This is a genomic window from Microbulbifer sp. YPW16, from assembly GCF_021290385.1.
Lineage (GTDB): Bacteria > Pseudomonadota > Gammaproteobacteria > Pseudomonadales > Cellvibrionaceae > Microbulbifer > Microbulbifer zhoushanensis.
This window is the reverse complement of sequence record NZ_CP089928.1, coordinates 3,653,659-3,675,328: the sequence shown is the minus strand read 5'-3', so window position 1 is coordinate 3,675,328 and position 21,670 is coordinate 3,653,659. Positions and strand designations below refer to the sequence as shown.

The window sequence follows — 21,670 nt, the reverse complement described above, 5'->3', positions numbered from 1 at the left end:
ATCCCACACGAGTATTCTTCAGTTCCATCGCCTCTTGCGTATTACGCGGTCGTTTTCTTTGCCAGAAAAATGGTATGCCGCGCCCCCTTCCCGGGGCGCTCACGCACGGTCTTGACCTCGACCCTGAAGCCGGCCTTCTTCAACCGGTTGACATACATGCTGTCAGGCCCCGCCGACCATACTGCCAGCATGCCGCCCGCAGTCAGGCTCTCGTAGATACAGCTGGTGCCCTCAAGGGAGTACAGCCAGTTGTTGTCGCTCTGGGTCAGCCCCTCGGGGCCGTTGTCCACATCCAGCAACACCGCATCGTATTCACTGTCACCCCTCTCCAGCAGCTCCCGCACATCGCCGATATGCACCCTGGTGCGGCTGTCATCCAGGGGCCGGCCGGCACAGTCGCCCAGGGGGCCGCGGTTCCACTCCACCACCTCGGGGATCAGGTCGGCGACGATCACCTCGGCGCTGGGCGGCAGTACCTCCAGGGCGGCGGCCAGGGTGTAGCCCATGCCCATGCCCCCCACCACCACCCGGGCATTCTCGCTGGTCTTCAGGTGGGCGCAGCCCAGCAGCGAAAGCTCCCGCTCACTGTTGAAGCGACGACTGTTCATTAATTCGCCACGAGGGCCGGACAGGGAGATGGAGAACTCCTGATCGCGCTGGCGCAGCTTGAGTGTGCCGCCGTTGTTGGGGATCTGGGCGGTGCCGAGTTCGATCCAGGGTTTCATGGAGGTGCTCGCTATGTGGAGGTGGAGGTGGGGCAAGCAATGTATCATAAAGCGCCGCCCCGTTGGGTAGTGAAGCAACTGGGGAACGACGCCCAACCTCGTTACAGAAGACGATGCAACACCAGGACTGCCAGTGGCTCGGGCAGACCAGTATCTGGTCATTGGCTTGTGCCGGGTAGATATGTCAGGATTTTCTGGCTTGATAACGTTTATTGGTTACCCGCTCAGTCTTGCTTGCTTAACTTCCGGATGCAATATGACACTTCGAATAACTTTGGCCATGATGCTCGCCTTGCTGGTGACGCCAGCGGCTTTCGGCGCCCCTGAATCCAAGCCCGAGACCATCCCCCCCTACAATGCCACCCTGGATGGGTTTGAGTATCCGTTTCCGGTTGATTACTTCACGGTCAAGTCGCAGGGCCAGACATTGAAGATGGCTTACATGGACGTCATGCCAGCCGGGGAACCCCAGGGCGTGGTACTGCTGCTCCATGGAAAGAACTTTTCCGGGTATTACTGGGAACGTGTCGCCAGGGCATTGGTAGGGCAAGGGTATCGTGTCGTTATCCCGGACCAGGTCGGCTTTGGCAAATCCAGCCGCCCGGAATACTACCAGTACTCCCTTGCCGGCCTTGCAAACAATACGCGCGCCCTTCTGCAGAGCCTGAATATTGACAAGGCTATTGTGGTCGGTCACTCAATGGGCGGTATGCTGGCGACCAAGTTCAGCAAATATTATTCGCCTGCCACTCAAAAGCTGATACTGATCAACCCCATCGGCCTGGAAGACTACCTCAAGTATGTTGACTACCAGGACACCAATGTTTTCCTGGCCGCTGAAATGAACAAGACCCCGGAATCCATCCGTCAATACCAGAAGAAGAACTACTATGACGGAAAGTGGAATGACACTTATGAAGCGCTGATTGCCACCCATATTGGCCAGCTAAAGCATGAAGACTACCCGCTGGTTGCGCTGAATAACGCCCTCACTTATAACCCCGTATTCAGTGAACCTATTGTGTATGACCTGCCACAACTGGAAATGCCGGTGGCACTGCTTATCGGCACCAGGGACCGTACCGGCCCGGGCAGGGCCTTTAAAAAGCCCGGGGTTACCTATGCACTGGGGCAATACCAGAAGCTGGGTAAAAAGGTGGCCAGCACCTTACAGGATGGCCAGCTGATAGAGCTGGAAGGCCTGGGCCATATGCCACAGTTCGAGGACTGGGAACGGTTTGCCGACGCCTTCATGCCGTTGTTTAAACAAGAAAATGGGAACTGGAAGAGGAAGCCATGAAAAAACTATTACTGACCCTTGCCGTTTTACTTCTCGCAAGCCCGGCCTTCTCCCGCGAGGATTACCTTCCGAGTGACAACCTGGGCCGCTATATCTATGAAAAACTGGATTTATCCACCTTCCGCAACTCCTTCGGCCCCAGGAGATCAGAGGATGACCGCCTGTTTTCCGACCTGGGATTGAAACCTACAGAGATCAAGGACGACGCCTTTACCATTGAGACTGACTCCTGGCGCTACCAGGTTTCCATTGTGAGGGTTAAGGACATAAACCGAGATGGGATCAAGGATGTGGAGATCTGCTTTAAGGAGCAGTCAAAGACCGGCACTTACAATGCGCAATCGCCCCTGCTCATCACCCAGTTCTCCGAGTCAGGCAACCTGGTTGCCCTCGGCTATAAGGTCTCCGGCTGCGAGAGCTTTGCGCACTGAAATCCACTGGTAGCCACAAGCATCCCCGCCCTCCTCTTATGGTGGAAATACAGTTTCGGCAAGGTGAAAAATCCCCCTAAAGCAACGCTTGTGATCCTGGGGAAGGAACCGGGAAAGTCAGGACCATATTACTAATGGGGCTAGCGACTCATACTTCAGGTAAGTTAACCAGTTCCCGATTACCCGGGTCAGCCCAGGTGGCAACGGCTGTCCTGCCTCTTTCAGGGGCCATGTCCCCGCAAGCCTGGGAATAGCCCTGGCGACGAATTCGGCACCTGCAGTGACTGACGCTCCCGACACCCCAACAGGATGCAAGGGCCTGTTGACATCCATAACCTGACGGAAGTCCCGTGCCCCCTGTACTCCCTTCGCTCTCGCTCGCGTGAGCTCCAGCAAAGAGGTTAAACGTGGTACCAGGCATACAATTGCATATTCGGCGCACTCCCCATATATTCCCCGCTAACACAAATGATGCTTGGCCCTCCTGTTGAGCGACTGTTCAGGGCGAGCACAGACACTGGGGAAACTGCCGGAAATGAGCGCAAACAGCTGGGATGACTATGCCGAGGGATGGGACAGCAACAGTGACGTTGTCACCTATTCAGAGCGTGCATTTCAATCGCTTGCGGACACCATCGACTTCAAGGGTGCCCGCATCCTGGATTTCGGCTGTGGAACCGGGTTACTGACAGAACGGCTGTCTGCACAGGCAGGCAGTATCATTGCACTCGATCCGTCGGAGAAGATGATCTCCGTACTGAACGCCAAGCAGCTGGATAATGTCATTACCATCCAGTCCGAGTTAACTGAAGAACTGATCAAGCAGAATAAGCACCTCCAGGCAGGATTCGACCTTATTGTCGCATCTTCTGCCCTGGCCTTTGTTCCCGATTACCTGGAGACGCTGCGGCTGTTGACGCAGCTGCTAAACGAGAACGGCCAGCTGGTCCAGTGGGACTGGCTGAAGGAAGCCGGGGACGCCGGCAGCGGGTTTTCCAGGGATGAGATCGCCCATACCTTCAGGGAAGCCGGCCTGTCTGGGATCAGGGTAAGCGTGCCGTTCTCTATGGACGCGGGCGAAGGCAGTATGGACGTCGTTATGGGTGTCGGCAGCCGTTAAGTTCCCCCTCCACGCCGCCCTGCCCTGGCAGGCCTTGCCTGACCGTTCCTTCTCCATAAGGCACTCACCATCCCCCGGTCCCCGACCACTGATCCGGCCTGACACCTTGCCGCTGGTGGACAATGGGCTCGCACGCAACTATTGCTACTCATGTCCCCCTCGCAACCAACAGGCTGGTTCCCGATGAATCCTGCGCATATCCGCTGGCTGCCCGTCCTCGGTATCCTTATGGCTCCCCTCTGTAATGCCAATCCGGTCTTTTTTGTCGACACGCCTGCTCTACTGCGGCAGGCGGAAGAGGCCGTCTACGCCGAACATCCAGACATAGCCGAGTCCGGGCTGGTAGTGGCCCGGGACGCCATCAGTTTTTCCTGCATGCCGGGAAGGAAGCGCCTCCGCCAGAATGAGGCCGCTAGCCAGTGCCTCGAACACCCCTATGTTGCAGTGCCATGCAAAGCATCGGTTCGCCTGATGGTCCGCTCAAGCGTTACCCAGCAGGTCTCCGCGCTCAGGAATGGTCGCTGCCGGTTCGACACCACCTATCGCCCGGTCATTGTGGATTTCTTCCAGGATGGTGCCACGGAGGTCCGCCGCCCTGGTTTCGACTTCGATGCCGGCCGGGTCGGCGACTGTGACATTGATGTCAGCCCCGATGAAATCGGCGCGTTGGCCCAACACCATGAAGCCATCCTGGCCCGGGAGTTCTCTGAACAGGAAATCGCCCGGGGCGATGGCACTATTACGCATCCACATGGCTACTTCGAGGTGGATGTGGAGAGACTATTCCGGGTGGCACAGGAGTCCACAGAGTGGGCTGCGGAGAAAGGCGATTTGCGACTGCGTGAATCCGATCTCAGCTTCTACTGTGACGCGGATATTGCCTGGGCGGCGACAAACCCTGTAACCCTGCTGATTCCGTCACAGCAGCAGAGCACGTCGCTGTGCCATACCGAGGTGATTTTCACCGGAGGTGAGCGTACTGTCGAAAAGCTGGCTGGGGATAAGGGATGCAGTGCCAGGAACTCCGGCGGCGGCTTCTTGGTACGCGTGTTCAGCGACGGCGGCACCGAGGTGAGCCCCGTGGCGGCCGGTGGCTACCGGCAGGGTTCCTGTAACTCTGTTGCCGATGCACCGTCAGTAGAGGAGGCTATTGCCCGGTATAGGGAGCAGGCCGCAATACAGTAGGCCTCCACAACTGGCCCGCCCTGCCCCGGCTCATTTACGGGGGCTCGCCGCCAGTGTCACACTCCTGGCCCAGGGTGCCAGGCAACCGAGGAGGGAGCCGCACATCAGCTTGCTGCCAACAAAAAGCCACCCCGCCGGCACGGGTGCAGTGCTGGTGGCCCTGGCAGCCCTGTGCTGGGGCCTATCCGGCGGCGTTGCCGGCGTCCTTATCGACGGCGGCTGGGAACCTTCTGTCGTTTCCTTCAGCCGGGGCGCGATCGGCTTCCTGTTTGTGTTCGCCTGGCTGCTGATGCGGCCCCGCGGCAGTGGCCTGGGCAACGCGCGCCTGTGGTCCTGGTCGGTGCTCGCCGGCCTGGGTGTGGCGGGTAACTTTACGTTTTATTTTGTCAGCATTGCGCAGGGCAGTGTCGCGGTGGCTGCCACCCTGATGTACAGCGCCCCGGTATTCGTCTACCTCGTCTCATTCGCCTGCAGGCTCGAACGGCCGACCCCACTCAAGCTGGCGGCGATTGTCCTGGCGATGGTCGGTATCATCCTGCTGACACAGGTCTACAAGGCCAGCGCGAGCGGCATCACCCTGCTGGGTGCGGGGGCCGGCCTGTTGGCGGGGGTTTCCTATGCGGTATTCATCTTCGGCTTCAAGTATGCCGCGCCGCACGGCAGCCCACAGGCTGTCCTGTCCGTGGCATTCGCGGTGGTTGCCGTGCTGCTGATCTGGCCTGCCGGTATCGGTCGGGCCACTACCGTCCTGGATACAGCGGATTTACAGCTGTTCGTCACCCTCGGCGTCTTTGGTGCCGGCCTGTCGTTTGCCCTGTATGTGATTGGCCTGCGTCACGTGGCGCCCACCGTGGCCTCGATTGTGGCTATGGTCGAACCGGTCACCGCGGCGCTGTTCGGTGTCGCGGTCCTGGACGAGAGCCTGGCCGGCCCGCAGGTTTTCGGCATGGTACTGATACTGTCCACGGTGACCGCCCTGAGCCTCGGTTCCAGCTTTAAAAGGTCTTGAGCGGGCATCATCACGAGTCAGCTTTACTGCAACCCTACCCCACCGGAGCATCGCCCCCTGGAATACCAGCCGCGCCTGGTGACTTCTCCCCTGGCTTGTCCTCGGACTCCTCCGGGGCGATCAGGCTGACAACCTGCCAGTCAGCCTTGAGGGCAAATTCATGGGAGACCGTATTGATATGCACACGCCCCTGCGGGTCTACCACATAGAGTCGCGTGGCGCGGTTGCCGTAGGTTTCCCCGTAGTCGTCAAGGGTAAAGGACTCCGTCAGCCTGGTGGTCCTGATGGTTGCACCCTTCGCCACCAGGCTGGCAAGGCGGCTGTAGGTTGCGTTCTCCGCAAACAGTTCCAGTTTTTTTGCGTATTCCTCCGATACCCGGTGGCTGGCCCGCCCCTCCTCGGTCCCCTGGCCCAGGCCGAGTACCGAGCCTTTGCCCAGGACATGCTCAAAGTGATAGGTCACCAGTGGGTTGAGCTGCTTGTAGGGGGACAGCACCAGGACCTTGCCCACGGGGGAAAGATCCATGGTGGTGCTGGCGTGCTCCGAGATCGGGTTACCGTAGTAGGTGGGGATATTTTCCATACGTGCCTCGCGTATGGCGTCCCAGTTGGTATCCGCGATAATGACCGGAATTTCCTTTTCCAGCAGGTCTTTGGCCAGTAACCGCGCGAACTTGCCGCCGCCGAACAGCAGGTAACCATTCGGATAGGGGGCGCGAACATCGAGTAATTTCGCAATAGGCTTGGAAGTCAGGCTCTGCAGCACGACCGTGACGATAATCACCAGGAACACCATGGGTACCAGCAGCTCGGATTTTGGCAGCCCCAGCGTATCCAGTTTCAGGGCAAACAGGGCGGAAACCGCGGCGGCAACAATGCCCCGGGGCGCGATCCAGCTAAGCATCGCAAGTTCGCACCAGTTCAGGCCTGAGCCGGGGGAGGACAGGAACACGGATAGCGGCCGGGCGATAAACATGATCGCCACCAATACCAGCACCGCGCCCCAGCCCAACTGCACCACTGCGCTCAATTCCACCCGCGCGGCCAGGAGGATAAACAGCGCCGAGATCAGCAGGACGCTGAGGGTTTCCTTGAACTCGAGGATGTCATCAACATCCAGTCCCTTCATGTTGGCCATCCAGATACCCATCACGGTAACCGTAAGCAGGCCGGATTCGTGGGTCATCAGGTCGGAAGCGGCGTAGGCACCGAGCATCAGGGTGAGTACAGCGGTATTGCGCAGGTAGTGTGGAATCCAGTTCTTCTTGAGCACGGTGCCAAGCAGGTATCCCATCAAAGAGCCAAGCCCGAAGCCGATCGCCACCACTTTCAGGAAGGTGACCAGGGTATGCTCGAACGCACCCTGCGCGGCGACAACGTACTCATACACCAGCACTGCCAGCAGTGCGCCGATGGGATCAATAACAATACCTTCCCAGCGCAGGATATTGGAGATCCGGGCATTGGGCCGCACGGTACGCAACATGGGTACGATGACGGTGGGCCCGGTAACCGTGACAATGGCGCCAAACAGTGCGGCCAGCTGCATGGGCATGCCGAGCACATAGTAGGCGGCGGGTGTGGCGATCAACCAGGTCACCAGGGCACCCAGCGTACACAGGTTGCGCACCATGACACCGTGCCCGGCGAGGTCGGAAAACTTGAGGGTCAGGGCGCCTTCAAACAGGATAATCGCCACCGCCAGTGCAACGAGCGGAAATAACAGGTCGCCAAACAGGGCATCGGGATCGAGGACACCGGTGAGCGGCCCAAGTGCGATACCGGCCAGAAGCAGGGGCAGGATCGCGGGCAACTTGAGCATAAACGCAAGGTACTGGCACGCAATCGAGACAATTCCCACCATCACCAGCAGCGCCATTGGGTTCGAGGTGATTAGTTCCATAGTGATGACCAGCCGATCGCGAACGGTATTTGGGTGCGAGAATATAATGGCCCGAAATAGATACCCCGGGATATCGACTGGCCGCTCTCCTCCTGGTTACCGGGGTGCTCGATTACACCGATGAACACAGGGAAATTGGAACAGGCCAGTGGGTAACTATCAGTTCCTGGCGTTTATTTGACCATAGCGCCTTATCCGCCATAACCACACCCCGATTCAGGGAATTAACCTATTGAGAGGTAGCACAACAATCCCTGTGGCGCCTCCCCGGCAGGCCTTCCCATTCAGCCTACCATCCAGCCTCCCCACCTTGACACTCCAGCGCGTATTTCCAGCGTGCCTCCTGGCCGCGCCCGTGAACAGCAATTCGGTTACACTGTGCGCACAATTCATTCCGCGCCGGAGTCACCATGAGTCAGTCTGATAGCCCTTCCTGGCTGGACGAATTACCCGCAGCCTTCCAGGCCTATCGCAATGGCCGCAGGCTGGATGAGGTGGAATGCATCATCCCCGACCTGAACGGTATGTCCCGGGGCAAGGCGATGCCCCAGAAGAACTTCTCACCGGACAAGCCGATCTTCCTGCCGATCTCCATTTTTTACCAGACCATTACCGGCCAGGATGTGGAGATGGATATCGCTAACCAGTGGGCCGAGAGCGATATGGTGCTGGTGCCCGACATGTCCACCGCAATGGCGGCCCCCTGGGCGAAGCAGCCCACGCTGCAGATCATCCACGACCTGCGGGACTTCGACGGCAAGCCGATCTTCTGTGCACCGCGCAATGTACTCAAGCACATCATCGGTTTGTATGAACAACACGGCTGGAAACCGGTCATCGCGCCGGAACTGGAGTTTTACCTGACCAAGCCGAATGTCGATCCCAACGAGCCGATCCAGCCCCCCGTGGGGCGCAGCGGCCGCTCCGGAACAGCACTGCAGTCCTATTCGATGAGTGCCGTGGATGAGTACGGCCCGGTGATCGATAACATCTATGACTTTGCCGAGGCCGCCGGCCTGCATATCGACTCGGTGATCCAGGAGGACGGCGCCGGCCAGGTGGAGTTCAACCTCACCCATGGCGACCCGCTGCTGCTCGCGGACCAGGTATTCTACTTCAAGCGCATCATCAAGGAGGCGGCGCTGAAAAACGGCATGTTCGCCACCTTTATGGCCAAGCCCATGCGCGACCAACCCGGCAGTGCCATGCATGTGCACCAGAGCGTGGTGGACATCGCCAGCGGGCAGAATATCTTCTCCGATGAGCAGGGCAATGCGACGGACCTGTTCCGCTATTTCGTTGGCGGCACCCAGAAGCACCTGATCGAGGTAATGCCGTTTATTGCCCCGAATGTGAATTCCTACCGGCGATTCGAGTCGGAAGCCAATTCCAGCGCGCCTACCAATACCGCCTGGGGTTATGACAATCGTGCCACAGGACTGCGGGTACCCCATTCCGGCGCGCAGGACCGTCGGCTGGAGAACCGCGTGATCGGGGTGGATACCAATCCATACCTTGCCATTGCCGCGAGCCTGGCCTGCGGTTACCTGGGCATGGTGAACCGGGTCGAACCGAGCGCACCGGCCGAGGGTGAACTGGACGACGAGCAGCAGGCCCAGTCGTATATCCCCACCACCTTCGATGAGGCACTGCGCATCTTCGAAGATGCGGAGGATATTCACGAGACACTGGGCAGGAACTTCTGCCAGCTGTATGCGGAAGTCAAAATGGAGGAGCTGCGTCAGTTCCACCGGGAGATCTCGCCGTGGGAACGGGAGCACCTGTTGCTGAACGTCTAGCAGGCGTTTTCGTAAGTCTCACCGGGGCCGGGTTGGGTAAAGCACCCGGTGCCCGGGAGCCGAGTTTGCTTTGAGCATTATTTATATTTCATAGTATTCTGGGATATATCCATGCATATTTACTGGCCCTCCTGGAGGGTCAGCCCCGGCCCATGGGAAAAATAACAACAGAGAATAGAAACAACCAAGAAATGGGAAGAAAATACAATGGAAACCAACAATTACAATAACGAGGGTTTCACACTCTTTCTGGGCATGGCATTCGCCCTGCTATTGATCAATCTCGTTGGCTTCGGTCCCACATTCTTCTTTACCCCACTCACGGAACCCAACCCGAAGCTGGATACCACACGTATCATCCACGGCTTCACCTTCTCCGCCTGGTACCTGCTGTTCTGCGCACAGGCCATTGCGGCAAAAAGCCTCAGCTTTCGGGCACACCGCACCATGGGTTTTATCGGCCTGTTCCTGGCCATCGCCATTGTCATCAATGGCAGTATCATGACGGCGCATTTTGCCAATGAGTTCACTCCCACGGACGAGGTCGGCCCACTGATCCTCCAGGCTTCAGGCGTCTGGGCCAATTTTCACCTGGTCCTGAGTTTTGCGGCCTTCATTGTCCTGGGCATGGCCTTTCGCAAACAGTTGCAACTGCACAAGCGATTTGTCCTGCTCGCCACCATCGCCATGATGACCGCGGCCACCAGCCGTATCGCCGCTTTCGATGGCCAGCCAATCCATGAGGGCGCGTTTACTTTCCTGTGCCTGCTGGTGCTCCTGTTGACGCCAATCTGCTATGAACTGGTGCAGTACCGCAAGGTGCATCCGGTTTACCTGTGGGGCTCGGCGGCCTATTTCGTATCCCTGATTCTGTTTGCCGCCGTAATCCCAATGACCGCTTTCGGGCAATCGGCAGTATTCTGGTTTCAATAGGAATTTGGCACCATTGGGATCAGGTGGTAGTCCATATGTTGCCTGACGCGAAAAACCTCGCGCAGGGCGGTCCAGGGTAAATACATTCAAGGACGAATCAGCATGAAAATATCCGTAGAAACCCAGGTGAATTGCCCGGTTACCCGGGCCTGGAAGGCCTACACAACACCGGCGGACATCACCCAGTGGAATGCCGCCTCCGCCGACTGGCACACGACCCGCGCCACCGTGGACCTGCGCGAGGGCGGCAGCTTCTGCTGGCGCATGGAAGCCAAGGACGGCAGCATCGGGTTCGATTTTGCAGGCACCTATACCCGTCTTGTCGAGAACAGCCTGATCGAATACACATTTGGCGATCGCGAGGCGCAGGTGGAGTTTATCGAGAACGGGGACACCGTCACTGTGCGGGTAACCTTCGACAGCGAGGGCAGCCACTCCATCGAGCAGCAGCGGGAGGGCTGGCAGGCTATCCTGGACAACCTCAAGCGGCATGTGGAGGCGGTAACCGCCTGACACCAGCCATGTTGCGTCCACCTATCCCGACGCGGCCGGCAGCACCCTGCAGGACCGGCCCTGCATGCGGTAATCCCGATACCGGTGCCCGCGAACACCGCGCACCCCAGCCCGAGAGACCATGGAATGGCACAAGCCCGGCTGCTGCAACGACCCACCTCTCCCTGGCGATTTCCCGGTGGCCTGTTGGTCCTGGGCAGCTTCGCCCTGCTCTATACCGCCGCCAGTGCCGCCCATATGCTGCTGGTCAAACACACCATCGGCTTCAACGCCTACCTGGGCGACGGGCCCGGCCTGCCCCAGCACCTCCTGCTGACCATGCAGCTCACCAAGGCCGCCCTGCTGCTGGGGGTACTCTGGCTGGCGTTGCGCACCAGGGGCCTGGGCTGGGCCACCCTCGGCTTCCGCCCCACCACCTGGGGCTGGATACTCCTCGCGGTACTGGTCGCCATTGCCGGGCTACTGTTGCGGCTGGGCCTGGCCCGCTGGATGGCGGTGGCGGTGCCGGACTGGGCAGTGTTTATGGCCAACCCCTATGGCACCCCGGATGGCGGCCTGGTGGTTGGCATTGCGCTGGGCCTCTGCACGGTGGTGCTGACCCCGGTAGCCGAGGAGGCATTCTTCCGCGGCTTCCTGTTTACCTGGATGACAGGGCACCGGCCGGTATGGCTGGCGATGCTGGTCAGCTCACTGATCTTCGGGGCCATGCATATCATCCCACCCCAGGCCATCAGCGCCGCGCTGATGGCACTGGCCCTGTGCGCGCTCTACTGGTTCAGCGGCTCCCTGTGGCCGCCCATCGTGGCGCATATGGTGGGTAACGGGTTGGCCTACGCTGCCATGGTAGCAGGCAGCCAATGAGACTGTGGCCGGGATCAGCGTGCCCGGGTAAGGTGATGGTCGTCATTCGGAAACCAGACAAACACTCGAAGGGGGCCTCGACGGCCATGCCCGTTCCACTTCTGTTGCTACTCGCACTCCTGGCCTTCGCGCCCCTGGCTTATTCCGCAGGCTACATGGCGGGCTTTGCCGAATCAGAAATCACAACGCAGGTAGGCGATACCCTGGGGTTGGTCGGCGGCGGGACCGGGAAGGTCCAGTCCATTGGCGATCCCCTCTATATCCAGGCTGCCGCGCTGTCGGATGGCAGCCACAGGGTCGCACTGGTTTCGGCGGACCTGCTGGCGCTGGGAGAACCGGATTTCCGTGTGCTGAAACAGCAACTGCAGGAGCGGGGATTCGACCATGTGATGATCGCCGCCACCCACACCCACGGCGGCTACCTGGTGGATGAGTCGATGGCCCGGGTGCGCGACAGCATCCTCACCAGCGTTGCACAAGCGGAAGAACAAATGCAGCCGGTTACCATCGGTGCCACCCGGGTTCAGGTCGATGAAGCCTACAACCGCAGGATTATCCGGGAAGACGGGGTGGAAATGTTATGGACCAACCCAGGCAGGATTCCCAATCGCCCGGTCGATGACACGCTGGGGATTGTCCACCTGCGTGACGGGGACGGGCACCCCTTCCTGACAATTTTCAACTACAGCGCCCACCCGGTGGTGACCATGGACCTGCAGCGCGCACTGGTGTCCGCGGACTATCCGGGTTACCTGCGCAGCGCCTTCAAGCGGGAATTTGGTGGCCACTCCATGTTTTTCCTGGGTGCCGCGGGCGATGTAAACCCCTACCACGCGGATACCAAACCCTTTTCCGCAGCCGGGGCGCAGGCCCGGCGGCTGGGCGAGGTCCTGTCGGGCAACGCTGTGCGGGCACTGCGGAACCTGCAGCAGTTCAAGGGCCGGGGCCATTTCCGGTTTGACACCATCCGCATGCGGGACCCCGAGGCCGAACTGGGATTGCTAATGCTCACACCGGATATTTCGCTGGTGAGTTTCCCCGGTGAATACTTCGACGCACTCGGCAGGCAGTTGAAGAGCGGCAGCCCGGTGGAAACCACACTCTTCGTTGGTATGAGTAACGGTGACTTGCGCTATGTGCCTACCGCTGCCGATGCGGCACTGGGTGGTTACGGTGCAGAGGAACCGTCGTCTGTGGTCGACGCCAGTACCGGTGAAACACATGTCCGCAAGGCGCTCGAGAGACTGGAGGAACTGTCGAAAGGGAGCCCGGACGGGGACTAGTATCGCCGGAAGGGGCCTCCGTGCCCCTATCAACCCGATTACTTCAGCAGCTTCACCACTGCCTTGCCAAGGTCGGCGGCGGATTGCGGGTTCTGGCCAGTCACCAGCCGCTCGTCGACAACCACATGGCTGCTAAACGGCTGTTCCTCGCTAAAGGTCGCGCCCTGCTCTTTCAGCTTGTCTTCCAGCAGGAAGGGCACCACTTCTGTCAGTTCGACGGCCGCTTCTTCCTCGTTGGTAAAGCCGGTCACTTTCTTGCCGGCCACCAGGCTGCTGCCATCCGGCAGTTCCAGGTCCAGCAGTGCCGCCGGGCCATGGCAGACTGCGGCCACCACGCCGTCATTGGCGTAAATGGAACCGGCTACCCGGCTTATGTCATCGTTGCCCGGGAAATCCCACACCGTGCCGTGGCCACCCACAAAGACGATAGCGTCGTAACCCGCGGGGTCCACCGAGGACAGCTTGCGGGTATTGGCCACCAGCTTCTGGGCCTCGTCGTCTTTATGGAAACGCTGGTTGACCGCATCGCTCTCCTCCAGGCTGCGCGCATCGATCGGTGCCTCGCCACCTTCAATACTCGCCACGTCCACCTGCAGCCCCGCGTCGCGGAATACGTAATAGGGGTGGGTAAACTCCCCCAGCCAGTAACCGGTTTTCTCGCCGGTGTCGCCCATGGCGCTGTGGCTTGTCAGTACCATCAGTACCCGCGGCTGTTCTGCCTGGGCGGTGACGGACAGGAACAGGGCTGCGCATAACAGCGCAAATGTCTTGATAAGTTTCATATACAGCGTCCTCTCTTTATTGCTCAGGTGGATTACTGGTACGCGCCACTGCCGTAGGTCAGTTCATAGCTGTGGCTGTAGATTTCCAGGATATTGCCGAAGGGATCTTCCATATAGATCATGCGGTAGGGCTTTTCCCCCGGGTAGTAATAGCGCGGCTCCTTCATACGGCGCCTGCCACCGGCCGCCTCGATCTTCTCTGCCAGCTCTTCCAGGTTCGGGTCCTGTACGCAGAAGTGGAAGATGCCGGTCTTCCAGTACTCGAAATTGTCCTCCGGGTTCTCCTGGCCGCGGAACTGGAACAGCTCAACGCCGATACGGTCACCAGTGGACAGGTGGGCAATCCGGAATTCGCCCCAGCCCGGGCCGAATACATCGGTGCACATCACGCCAACTGCGCTGTCATCCTCAGTAATCGTGGTGGGCGGCATGATCAGGTACCAGCCCAGCACTTCCGTGTAGAAGCGCACTGCCGCCTCGAGATCGGGGACCGAAATACCAATATGGGAGAAATTCCTGGGATAGGGTGTCTTGCTCACTGCAACTCCTGGGACGGTTACTCAAAGTAGCGCCATGGTAACCGGGATGAGGATGCGCAAAAAATTATGATTTATAATCTCTCACATAACACCAGGTTATACTTTTGGGGACACCGAATTGCTCAACTACCACTGGCTCAGGACCTTCAGCACCCTGGTGGCCACCGGCCAGTTCACCCGCACTGCCGAACAACTACATATGACCCAGCCCGGGGTCAGCCAGCACATCCGCAAGCTGGAAAACCAGCTGGGCCAGAAGCTGCTGGAGCGCAGCGGCAGGAAGTTCGAGCTCACCGAGGCCGGCCGCACCCTGGCGGAATTTGCCGAGCGGGCCGCACGCCAGGAACGGGACCTGCTGGAACATATCGGGCGCGATGATCCCTACAGCGGCCAGTGCCGCATTGCCTGTTCCGGCAGCCTGGCACTATTGCTATATCCCCGCTTCCTGGAGTACCAGCGCCAGCACCCGGGCCTGCAGGTGCTGCTGGAGGCGACACCCAACCGCCGTATCCGCGAATTGATACGCGCCGACCAGATGGATATCGGTATCACCACCATTGCCGACAAGCACTCGGAGCTGAGCCAGGACCCGATCGGCACCCAGCAGCTGTGCCTGACCCTGCCCGCCAGCGCCAGGCTCGACGCACCGGCCCGCCCCCGGCTGGGGGAACTGCAGGCGCTGGGATTTGTGGAGCATCCGGACGGCATCCAGTATGCGCAGAAAGTCCTGGCCGCCGCGTACGGGGAAGAATTCGAGGGGCTGCAAAGTATTCCGCGCAGTGGCTCGATCAACCAGATCAACCAGATCCTGGTGGCCGTTGCGGCGGGCACCGGCTTTACGGTGCTTCCGGAATCCGCCGTGCGCAGCTTTCCCGAGCGCGAGAAAATCGTCACCGCACGGCTGGCACACGATACCTATGAAGAACTGTTCCTGGTAAAACGCAGGCGCTATACCCTGCCCTCCCGCTACCGGTGGTTTATCGATTGTATCCAGCAGGAACTCGGGGCGCGCAACTTGAGAAAATAACCCGGGCGCATGACCAACCGCAGCCATACCGAGTGATTTTCACGCCATTTAATCGCCACAACTTACTTTACTGACTGTCTCGCAAAGTTTGTGCAAGGATGCAATTGACCGTCCAGCCCCCGGATCGCTAATTTAAGTGCTCAAATAAAATCTAGTAGAGAGCACAAGATGATCTGGGAACCATTCGATCCCTTCAGCTATTTCATCCACGTGGTGCTTGGTTCTATCGCTTTTACCGCCGGGATAGTGGCGCTTTCCACCAAAAAGGGGACACCCGTTCATGTCACATCGGGAAAGGTTTTTTCTTACCTGATGATCCTGGTGGCAATATCAACCGCCATTTTCATGGCCTATAAATTCCTGCCCCTGGCACTGGTGATGACCGTTGCGGTGCTGTACTGCATCCCCAGTGCCATCAATTCAATCAATAACGATGGCAGGTTTGCCTTTCTCTGGGACCGGCTACTGGTCATCATTCCCCTGCTCCTGTTCCTGTTCACCTCGATTCAATTTGTCCGGTTCCTGTCGATCGATGGGGCACCCAAGGCTGGCCCCATCCTGCTGGCAACCACCTTTGGTTTTATCCTGTTCCAGGACCTGGCCCTGTGGAAAAACCGGGATCGGGAAAGGCCCTTCTGGATTCGCCGGCATATGGTGCGCATGATCCTGGCATTTACCTTTACCGCAATGGCTGTGGTGAGGCTGGGCATCAATATTGGCCTGAACCTCGAACAGACAGTTGTCTTCCCACTGCTGGCTGCCTGGACCTGCATCGGCTACTGCTACTGGAAATATGCACCGGGAAAACTGGAAGCCGTCCAGGCCGGGTAATCCGTCATGGGTACCGGGTTAAATAAGCAGCCCGGCGCTGGCCCCGGGTATTCGGGCCCGGCTGGGCATGGCCCGGTCTGGCGGGAAGCCGATTAGAGCGGCCTGAAAACGGTTAAAAAACAACCAGAAGGTAAGTGGGGAACATTCTGGCGCTCAGGCTTTCATAAGGTAAACCCAATAAGTAGTACCCTGATACCATTTACACGTACCCCGCCTGTCCGGGGCTGTCGCCGCGCACCACCGCCCTGATACTGCCCACCGGCACTATCCGGATGCTGGCGACCGGCGGGCACAATAATCCGGAATAACCGCGAGCGCCCCATGAGCAAGAAGCTGCTGCTGATATCCGTCCTGTTCCTGGCCATCGTCAGTACAGGCTGTAGCCTCTCCCCTTACCGTCACTCCCCGGACCAGCCGGCAGTGTCCAGCGCGCGACAGCAGCCCGCGGGGCAGACCGGAAATGTGAAGGACAAGATTTATTCCCAGCACCGGGAGTGGAAAGGCACCCGCTATGCCCTGGGCGGTATGAGCAAGAGGGGCATCGACTGTTCCGGGCTGGTTTATACCACCTTCCGGGACCAACTCGGCCTGCAGCTGCCACGGACCACCAGTACCCAGGCCCGGATTGGGGTACCTATCCGGCGCAGTGACCTGCGCGCCGGGGACCTGGTGTTCTTCAAGACCGGCCGCAAGAGCCGGCATGTGGGCATCTATATCGAGGATGGCAAGTTCTTCCACGCCTCGACTTCCCACGGCGTGAAGATTTCCAGGCTGAGCGATTACTACTGGCGGGACCGCTACTGGCATGCGCGGCGGCTGGACCTGAACAGCTAGGGCCCCGCCAGCCCGGCACTGGCCCCCTCCCTCTTACCGCCCCGGCCCCGGCCAACTCAGGGCAGCTGCTCCAGCAGCTTGTCCAGGGTGATGGGGAAATCCCGCACGCGCACGCCGGTGGCATGGTAGACGGCATTGGCCACCGCCGCGCCGGCACCGCTGATACTGAGTTCACCGATACCCTTGGAGCCCAGTGGGTTGGAGCGCATGTCCGGCTGTTCGCGGAAGTGGATCTCCACTTCGGGGATGTCACGGTTGACCGCCAGGTGGTATTCCGCGAAATCCCGGTTCATAAAGGCACCGTAGCGCTCATCCAGCATCAATTCCTCCAGCAGGGCGTAAGAAACTCCCCACACCATGCCGCCCAGCAACTGCGACCGGGCCGTCTTGCGGTTCAGGATGCGCCCGGCGGAAAACACCCCCAGCAGACGCTGGACCCGCACCTCGCCGGTGTCCCGGTCGACATGCACCTCGGCAAACTGGGCACCGTAGGAATGCTGGGAGTACTTGCCGCGGTCCTCGCCGGGCGCCACCTTGCCGTCGGCCTCCAGATAATCGGGCCCGCCCTGGCGGACCAGTTCGGTGAGAGATACTTGCTTGCTACCAAGTACCAGCTTGCCGCCCTCGAAGAGGGCGCCGTCGAAATCCGCATCCTTAAGGGATTCCTGCTTGCGCGCAATCTCCACCAGTTTTTCCCGCAAGCGCAGGCAGGCGTCGCGCAGGGCCGATCCCGAGCTGCCCGCGCCAAAGGAGCCCCCGGAGCCACAGCTGGCCGGATAGGCGCTGTCCCCCAGTTCGATCTCGATCCTCTCTGCCGGCAGGCCCAGCAGGTCGGCAGCGACCTGGGTGAGGATGGTGTAGGTGCCGGTGCCGATATCGGTCATGTTGGCCCAGGCGGTGAGGGTGCCGTCGGCGGACAGGCGGATCCTGGTTTTCGACTTCACCAGGATATTCATGCGGATGGTGCTGGCCACGCCATAGCCCACCAGCTGGCGACCGCGGACTTCACCCTGTGGCTGGCGTTTGCCCCAGCCAAATCTGGCCGCCCCCTCCCGCAGGCACTCCGCCAGGTCGTGGCTGGAGAAGGGCTTGCCGCTGCCGGGATCTTTCTCCGGCATATTGGCCAGGCGAAACTCCACCGGGTCCTGGCCACAGCGATAGGCCATCTCGTCGATCGCCGATTCGAAAGCCAGGGAACCGATGGCGTGCCCCGGCGCCCGGCAGGAATCGATCAGTGACATATCGACAGTCTTCACCCGGTGCCGGCTCACCAGCGCATCGGTGCGGTAGGTGGTGCGGGCCGGCGCGCCACTGGGCTCGGCAAAGGCGTAACCCCTGGCGGTAGGCATAAAGCTCTCATGGCTGATGGCCTGCAGTTTGCCGTCGCGGCTCGCCCCCAGGCGAATGCGCTGCACTGAGTTACCGCGGTGCGGCGCATTGTGGAAGACCTGGCGTCGGTGCTGGACCACTTTCACCGGTCGCTCCAGGTACATCGCGCCCAGGCAGGCCAGGATGGCCTCATTGTGCAGGCCCAGCTTGGAACCGAAACCGCCGCCGATATAGGGGCTGAGCACGCGGATCCTGTCCGGGTTGAGTTTCAGGGTATTGGCCAGCACCTGCACTGCGGGGCCGATCAGCTGCACCGAGGTATACACCCAGAGCTCATTGCCGTCATACACCGCCATGGTGGCATGGGGCTCCATGGCGGCGGCGGCCTGGTTCGGGGTGCTGTAGGTGACATCCAGGGTGACCTCGGCGCTACTGTAGGCCTGTTCGAAATCACCGCGGGTGATATCCGCCTCCAAGCCTCCGTCGAGTTCGTCGGGTTTCTCGTCCGCCTCCTCCCCGGCGGCGGTCACCGCGTCTGCCGGCTCACAGGTGACTTCCACCAGCCCGGCGGCGTGACGGGCATTCGCCAGTGTGTCGGCGATGACGAGCGCCACGGGGAAACCGTGATAGCGGATATGATCGCTGCCCAGCATGGCGCGGGACTGGGTGAAACGCCCCTCATCATCCGGCTCACCGAAGGGAACCTGGGATGGGCTGTTCCTGTGAGTGAGGACTGCCACCACGCCCGCACTGGCTTCCGCCGCGCTGGTCTCCAGGGCCTTGATACGCCCCGCCGGGATGGTCGCCTCCACGATCCAGCCGACCAGAGGCTGGTGATCGAGCGGGTGCTCTGCCGCATAGGTGGCCGCGCCACTTACCTTGAGGGGACCGTCGACCCGGTCAAATGGCTGGCCGATGGCTGCGGGATTCATCATGCCCTGGCCTCCCCTGTCTTACCCGCGGCGTCCCGCAGGACAGCCACCAGTGTGCGCCGCGCCAGTGGAATTTTGAAGTCGTTGCCGCCGTAGCCTTTCGCATCCGCGAGTTCGGCATTGGCAGCCTTGAGGAACGCCTCCTCCGTGGCCGGCCGTCCCTGCAGTGCTGCCTCGGCCTTGCGCGCGCGCCAGGGCTTGTGGGCCACGCCGCCGAAAGCGATACGCACGCTGGATACCGTGCCGTCCTTCAGCGCCAGAATCACGCCTACCGACACGAGGGCGAAGGCATAGGAACTGCGATCGCGCACCTTGCGGTAGACCTGCCGGCCCGGGGGTGGCGCCGGCAGGTGTACCCAAGTGATCAGCTCACCGGGCGCCAGCACGGTGTCACGCTGCGGCTCGTCACCGGGCAACCGGTGCAGCTCTTCCACCGGCAGCTCCCGCTCGCTGCCGTCGGGCGCGCGCAGCCTGACCCCGGCATCCAGCGCGACCATCGCCACCGCCATATCCGACGGGTGGGTGGCGATACACTGCTCGCTGGCGCCGAGGATGGCGTGGATGCGGTTGTGGCCGGAAAAGGCACCGCAACCCTCACCGGGATTGCGTTTGTTGCAGGGGCGGGCGGTGTCGTAAAAGTAATAGCAGCGGGTACGCTGCAGCAGGTTGCCGCCGGTGGTGGCGCGATTGCGCAACTGGGCGGTGGCGCCGGCCAGCAACGCGGCGGAGAGCAGGGGCCAGCGTTGCCGCACGCGGGCATCGCTGGCGAGCGCCGTGTTGGTTACCAGTGTACCCACCTGCAGGCTGCCGTCCTCGCCGTCCTCAATCCGCGCCAGGTCGAGCCGCGAGATATCCAGCAACTGCTCCGGGGTCTCTATCTCATGCTTCATCAGGTCGACCAGGTTGGTGCCCCCGGCCAGGAAGCTGGCGCGATCACTGGCCTGCGCCCCGATCTCTTCCACCGCGCCGATACGCTGGTAATCGAAAGGTCTCATTGGCCCGCCTCCCCGCGCTGCCCCAGTTCCCCGGCACTGTCGAGGATGGCATCGACGATGTTGGCGTAGGCGCCGCAGCGACAGAGATTGCCACTCATGCGCTCGCGGACCTCCGCCGGGCAAAGGCGGACTTCCCCATCACCGGTAACGTCGCTGGGTTCGCCATTGGCGACTTCCTCCAGCATGGCGTAGGCAGAACAGACCTGGCCCGGCGTGCAGTAACCACACTGGAAACCATCGTGGCGGATAAAGGCCTGCTGCAATGGATGCAGCTGCTCCCCCTGCCCCAACCCCTCGATCGTGGTCACCTCGCAGCCCTCACACTGCACTGCCAGGACCAGGCAGGCATTCACCCGTCGCCCGTCCAGTAACACCGTACAGGCGCCGCACTGGCCGTGGTCGCAGCCTTTCTTGGTACCGGTCAGCCCGGGCTGCTCCCGCAGGGTATCCAGCAGTGTGGTGCGGGGATCCGCATTGAGTGTCACGTCCTGTCCGTTTACCGAAACTGCTGCCATTGCGGTCCCCTCCCTGGGCTGTGGGCTTCAGCTTATGGTAGTGCAAGGGGAAGGGGCCGATGGTCCCGGCCGACACAAACAAGCATTGCTTTCAGCCGCTGCCGGGAAATACCGGAGGCCGGCAGTACTAGGTACCGGAATGAATTTGATGCATCATGAGCGGCATCTGGCGCAGCTGATCGCGATGTCTCAATGGCGGGCCTTGCTGTCCCGGCAATACAGCGGACCGGTTCTGTGCTATTGAACACTGACAGGCCCGCAAGCGGCCGCCTCTGCAGGAACAATTGGCCGGCGCAACCGAAAAGTCGGCGCAGAATTTTTTTAAACGGAATCGATGCAAAGTATGAACAAAGAAGAGCTGGAGGCCATCCTCGGCCTGGAGACCGAAGACCGCTACGACTACTTCCTGGATGTGGTCGGGGAGGAGCGGGAAGTCTGGATCCTGGTGAACAGTGACGAGCACTTCCTGAAGCTGCACGCCGAGGACCAGGGTGGCTTCGAATACCTGCCGGTGTGGCCCAGTGAGGATTTTGCCGCTGCCTACGCCGACGACGACAGCGACCTTACCCCCCGGGGCATCGCCCTGCCCCAGTTCCTCAAGAAATGGCTACCGGGACTGGACAGGGATGGCATCGAGGTGGGTGTATTCCCGGGTCCGGACAAGGATGTGTGGGTCATGGAAGCCACCGACCTGGAAAAGGACCTGCGCGAGGAACTGTCCCGCTTCTAGAAGAAAAAGAATAGGCGCCGGGCCTGGCCGGCGTTTGGCCGTGTACCGGCACAAAGCAGTTCGGGCCCCCTGTGACTGCAGCCAGCGGGGTCAG

21 protein-coding genes are annotated in these 21,670 nt (G+C 60.5%); 14 read left to right on the top strand and 7 right to left on the bottom strand.

The features are described 5' to 3' along the window. Positions 1-41 precede the first annotated feature (41 nt). Positions 42-725 (bottom strand): MnmC family methyltransferase, encoded by a 684-nt coding sequence (locus tag LVE68_RS15870; RefSeq protein WP_232941414.1) that lies wholly within the window; start codon positions 723-725, stop codon positions 42-44. A 133-nt stretch (positions 726-858) separates the two neighbouring features. Between LVE68_RS15870 and LVE68_RS15865 the strand changes: the two genes are divergently transcribed. The 5 genes from LVE68_RS15865 (at position 859) to LVE68_RS15845 (ending at position 5,770) form a co-directional block, all read left to right on the top strand. Further along, positions 859-2,025, top strand: a complete 1,167-nt coding sequence (locus LVE68_RS15865; RefSeq protein WP_232941413.1) for an alpha/beta fold hydrolase — start codon at positions 859-861, stop codon at positions 2,023-2,025. Then, positions 2,022-2,456, top strand: a complete 435-nt coding sequence (locus LVE68_RS15860) for a hypothetical protein (protein ID WP_232941412.1) — start codon at positions 2,022-2,024, stop codon at positions 2,454-2,456. Before LVE68_RS15865 ends, LVE68_RS15860 begins: the two co-directional genes overlap by 4 nt. A gap of 535 nt (positions 2,457-2,991) precedes the next feature. Next, entirely contained in the window at positions 2,992-3,576 is a 585-nt protein-coding gene (locus LVE68_RS15855) for a class I SAM-dependent DNA methyltransferase (protein ID WP_232941411.1), read from the top strand. Between the two features lie 228 nt (positions 3,577-3,804). After that, positions 3,805-4,761: a hypothetical protein gene (locus LVE68_RS15850; protein ID WP_232941410.1), complete on the top strand. Its 957-nt coding sequence runs from the start codon at positions 3,805-3,807 to the stop codon at positions 4,759-4,761. Between the two features lie 109 nt (positions 4,762-4,870). Next, positions 4,871-5,770 (top strand): DMT family transporter, encoded by a 900-nt coding sequence (locus LVE68_RS15845; protein ID WP_232941409.1) that lies wholly within the window; start codon positions 4,871-4,873, stop codon positions 5,768-5,770. Positions 5,771-5,804: 34 nt separating this feature from the next. Here LVE68_RS15845 and LVE68_RS15840 read toward each other — a convergent pair whose 3' ends face one another. Next, positions 5,805-7,673: a cation:proton antiporter gene (locus LVE68_RS15840; protein WP_232941408.1), complete on the bottom strand. Its 1,869-nt coding sequence runs from the start codon at positions 7,671-7,673 to the stop codon at positions 5,805-5,807. A 410-nt stretch (positions 7,674-8,083) separates the two neighbouring features. Here LVE68_RS15840 and LVE68_RS15835 point away from each other — a divergent pair, with 410 nt between their 5' ends. The 5 genes from LVE68_RS15835 (at position 8,084) to LVE68_RS15815 (ending at position 13,062) form a co-directional block, all read left to right on the top strand. Then, positions 8,084-9,472, top strand: coding sequence for a glutamine synthetase family protein (locus LVE68_RS15835; RefSeq protein WP_232941407.1), 1,389 nt, complete (start codon positions 8,084-8,086; stop codon positions 9,470-9,472). A gap of 207 nt (positions 9,473-9,679) precedes the next feature. Then, positions 9,680-10,405 (top strand): hypothetical protein, encoded by a 726-nt coding sequence (locus LVE68_RS15830; protein ID WP_232941406.1) that lies wholly within the window; start codon positions 9,680-9,682, stop codon positions 10,403-10,405. A 102-nt stretch (positions 10,406-10,507) separates the two neighbouring features. Next, entirely contained in the window at positions 10,508-10,918 is a 411-nt protein-coding gene (locus tag LVE68_RS15825; protein ID WP_232941405.1) for an SRPBCC domain-containing protein, read from the top strand. Positions 10,919-11,044: 126 nt separating this feature from the next. Continuing rightward, positions 11,045-11,779 carry a CPBP family intramembrane glutamic endopeptidase gene (locus tag LVE68_RS15820; protein ID WP_232941404.1) on the top strand — a complete coding sequence of 245 codons (735 nt, stop codon included), beginning with the start codon at positions 11,045-11,047 and terminating at the stop codon, positions 11,777-11,779. Positions 11,780-11,865: 86 nt separating this feature from the next. Then, complete coding sequence (locus tag LVE68_RS15815; protein WP_232941403.1) at positions 11,866-13,062, top strand: hypothetical protein; 1,197 nt, start codon at positions 11,866-11,868, stop codon at positions 13,060-13,062. Positions 13,063-13,100: 38 nt separating this feature from the next. On the opposite strand, the gene LVE68_RS15810 is transcribed toward LVE68_RS15815, so the two are convergent. Both LVE68_RS15810 and LVE68_RS15805 read right to left on the bottom strand, forming a co-directional pair. Next, positions 13,101-13,844 (bottom strand): type 1 glutamine amidotransferase domain-containing protein, encoded by a 744-nt coding sequence (locus LVE68_RS15810; RefSeq protein WP_232941402.1) that lies wholly within the window; start codon positions 13,842-13,844, stop codon positions 13,101-13,103. A 32-nt stretch (positions 13,845-13,876) separates the two neighbouring features. Next, complete coding sequence (locus LVE68_RS15805) at positions 13,877-14,383, bottom strand: lactoylglutathione lyase family protein (protein WP_232941401.1); 507 nt, start codon at positions 14,381-14,383, stop codon at positions 13,877-13,879. Between the two features lie 118 nt (positions 14,384-14,501). Between LVE68_RS15805 and LVE68_RS15800 the strand changes: the two genes are divergently transcribed. From LVE68_RS15800 to LVE68_RS15790, 3 genes are all read left to right on the top strand, one after another. Beyond that, on the top strand, positions 14,502-15,410 hold the full coding sequence (locus tag LVE68_RS15800) for a LysR family transcriptional regulator (protein ID WP_232941400.1): 909 nt from the start codon (positions 14,502-14,504) through the stop codon (positions 15,408-15,410). A gap of 168 nt (positions 15,411-15,578) precedes the next feature. Then, positions 15,579-16,241: a hypothetical protein gene (locus LVE68_RS15795; protein WP_232941399.1), complete on the top strand. Its 663-nt coding sequence runs from the start codon at positions 15,579-15,581 to the stop codon at positions 16,239-16,241. A 321-nt stretch (positions 16,242-16,562) separates the two neighbouring features. After that, on the top strand, positions 16,563-17,075 hold the full coding sequence (locus LVE68_RS15790) for an NlpC/P60 family protein (RefSeq protein WP_232941398.1): 513 nt from the start codon (positions 16,563-16,565) through the stop codon (positions 17,073-17,075). Positions 17,076-17,131: 56 nt separating this feature from the next. On the opposite strand, the gene LVE68_RS15785 is transcribed toward LVE68_RS15790, so the two are convergent. From LVE68_RS15785 to LVE68_RS15775, 3 genes are read right to left on the bottom strand one after another with little or no spacing between them, the layout of a single operon-like run. Beyond that, a complete protein-coding gene (locus LVE68_RS15785; protein ID WP_232941397.1) occupies positions 17,132-19,339 on the bottom strand; it encodes a xanthine dehydrogenase family protein molybdopterin-binding subunit in 2,208 nt (735 codons plus the stop codon). After that, a complete protein-coding gene (locus tag LVE68_RS15780; protein ID WP_232941396.1) occupies positions 19,336-20,331 on the bottom strand; it encodes an FAD binding domain-containing protein in 996 nt (331 codons plus the stop codon). Before LVE68_RS15780 ends, LVE68_RS15785 begins: the two co-directional genes overlap by 4 nt. Further along, positions 20,328-20,846, bottom strand: a complete 519-nt coding sequence (locus LVE68_RS15775) for a 2Fe-2S iron-sulfur cluster-binding protein (RefSeq protein ID WP_232941395.1) — start codon at positions 20,844-20,846, stop codon at positions 20,328-20,330. Before LVE68_RS15775 ends, LVE68_RS15780 begins: the two co-directional genes overlap by 4 nt. 343 nt (positions 20,847-21,189) lie before the next feature. Between LVE68_RS15775 and LVE68_RS15770 the strand changes: the two genes are divergently transcribed. Next, the gene (locus LVE68_RS15770) at positions 21,190-21,576 is read left to right on the top strand and encodes a DUF2750 domain-containing protein (protein WP_232941394.1); all 387 of its coding nucleotides are present in this window, start codon (positions 21,190-21,192) and stop codon (positions 21,574-21,576) included. Positions 21,577-21,670: the final 94 nt, after the last annotated feature.

Bases quoted from the DNA above. Each gene is read 5' to 3' on its own strand.
- LVE68_RS15830 (WP_232941406.1), top strand. From the start codon at position 9,680: ATGGAAACCAACAATTACAATAACGAGGGTTTCACACTCTTTCTGGGC.
- LVE68_RS15795 (WP_232941399.1), top strand. From the start codon at position 15,579: ATGATCTGGGAACCATTCGATCCCTTCAGCTATTTCATCCACGTGGTG.
- LVE68_RS15855 (WP_232941411.1), top strand. From the start codon at position 2,992: ATGAGCGCAAACAGCTGGGATGACTATGCCGAGGGATGGGACAGCAAC.
- LVE68_RS15860 (WP_232941412.1), top strand. From the start codon at position 2,022: ATGAAAAAACTATTACTGACCCTTGCCGTTTTACTTCTCGCAAGCCCG.
- LVE68_RS15790 (WP_232941398.1), top strand. From the start codon at position 16,563: ATGAGCAAGAAGCTGCTGCTGATATCCGTCCTGTTCCTGGCCATCGTC.
- LVE68_RS15835 (WP_232941407.1), top strand. From the start codon at position 8,084: ATGAGTCAGTCTGATAGCCCTTCCTGGCTGGACGAATTACCCGCAGCC.
- LVE68_RS15815 (WP_232941403.1), top strand. From the start codon at position 11,866: ATGCCCGTTCCACTTCTGTTGCTACTCGCACTCCTGGCCTTCGCGCCC.
- LVE68_RS15820 (WP_232941404.1), top strand. From the start codon at position 11,045: ATGGCACAAGCCCGGCTGCTGCAACGACCCACCTCTCCCTGGCGATTT.
- LVE68_RS15870 (WP_232941414.1), bottom strand. From the start codon at position 725: ATGAAACCCTGGATCGAACTCGGCACCGCCCAGATCCCCAACAACGGC.
- LVE68_RS15785 (WP_232941397.1), bottom strand. From the start codon at position 19,339: ATGATGAATCCCGCAGCCATCGGCCAGCCATTTGACCGGGTCGACGGT.
- LVE68_RS15850 (WP_232941410.1), top strand. From the start codon at position 3,805: ATGGCTCCCCTCTGTAATGCCAATCCGGTCTTTTTTGTCGACACGCCT.
- LVE68_RS15775 (WP_232941395.1), bottom strand. From the start codon at position 20,846: ATGGCAGCAGTTTCGGTAAACGGACAGGACGTGACACTCAATGCGGAT.
- LVE68_RS15810 (WP_232941402.1), bottom strand. From the start codon at position 13,844: ATGAAACTTATCAAGACATTTGCGCTGTTATGCGCAGCCCTGTTCCTG.
- LVE68_RS15840 (WP_232941408.1), bottom strand. From the start codon at position 7,673: ATGGAACTAATCACCTCGAACCCAATGGCGCTGCTGGTGATGGTGGGA.
- LVE68_RS15780 (WP_232941396.1), bottom strand. From the start codon at position 20,331: ATGAGACCTTTCGATTACCAGCGTATCGGCGCGGTGGAAGAGATCGGG.
- LVE68_RS15770 (WP_232941394.1), top strand. From the start codon at position 21,190: ATGAACAAAGAAGAGCTGGAGGCCATCCTCGGCCTGGAGACCGAAGAC.
- LVE68_RS15825 (WP_232941405.1), top strand. From the start codon at position 10,508: ATGAAAATATCCGTAGAAACCCAGGTGAATTGCCCGGTTACCCGGGCC.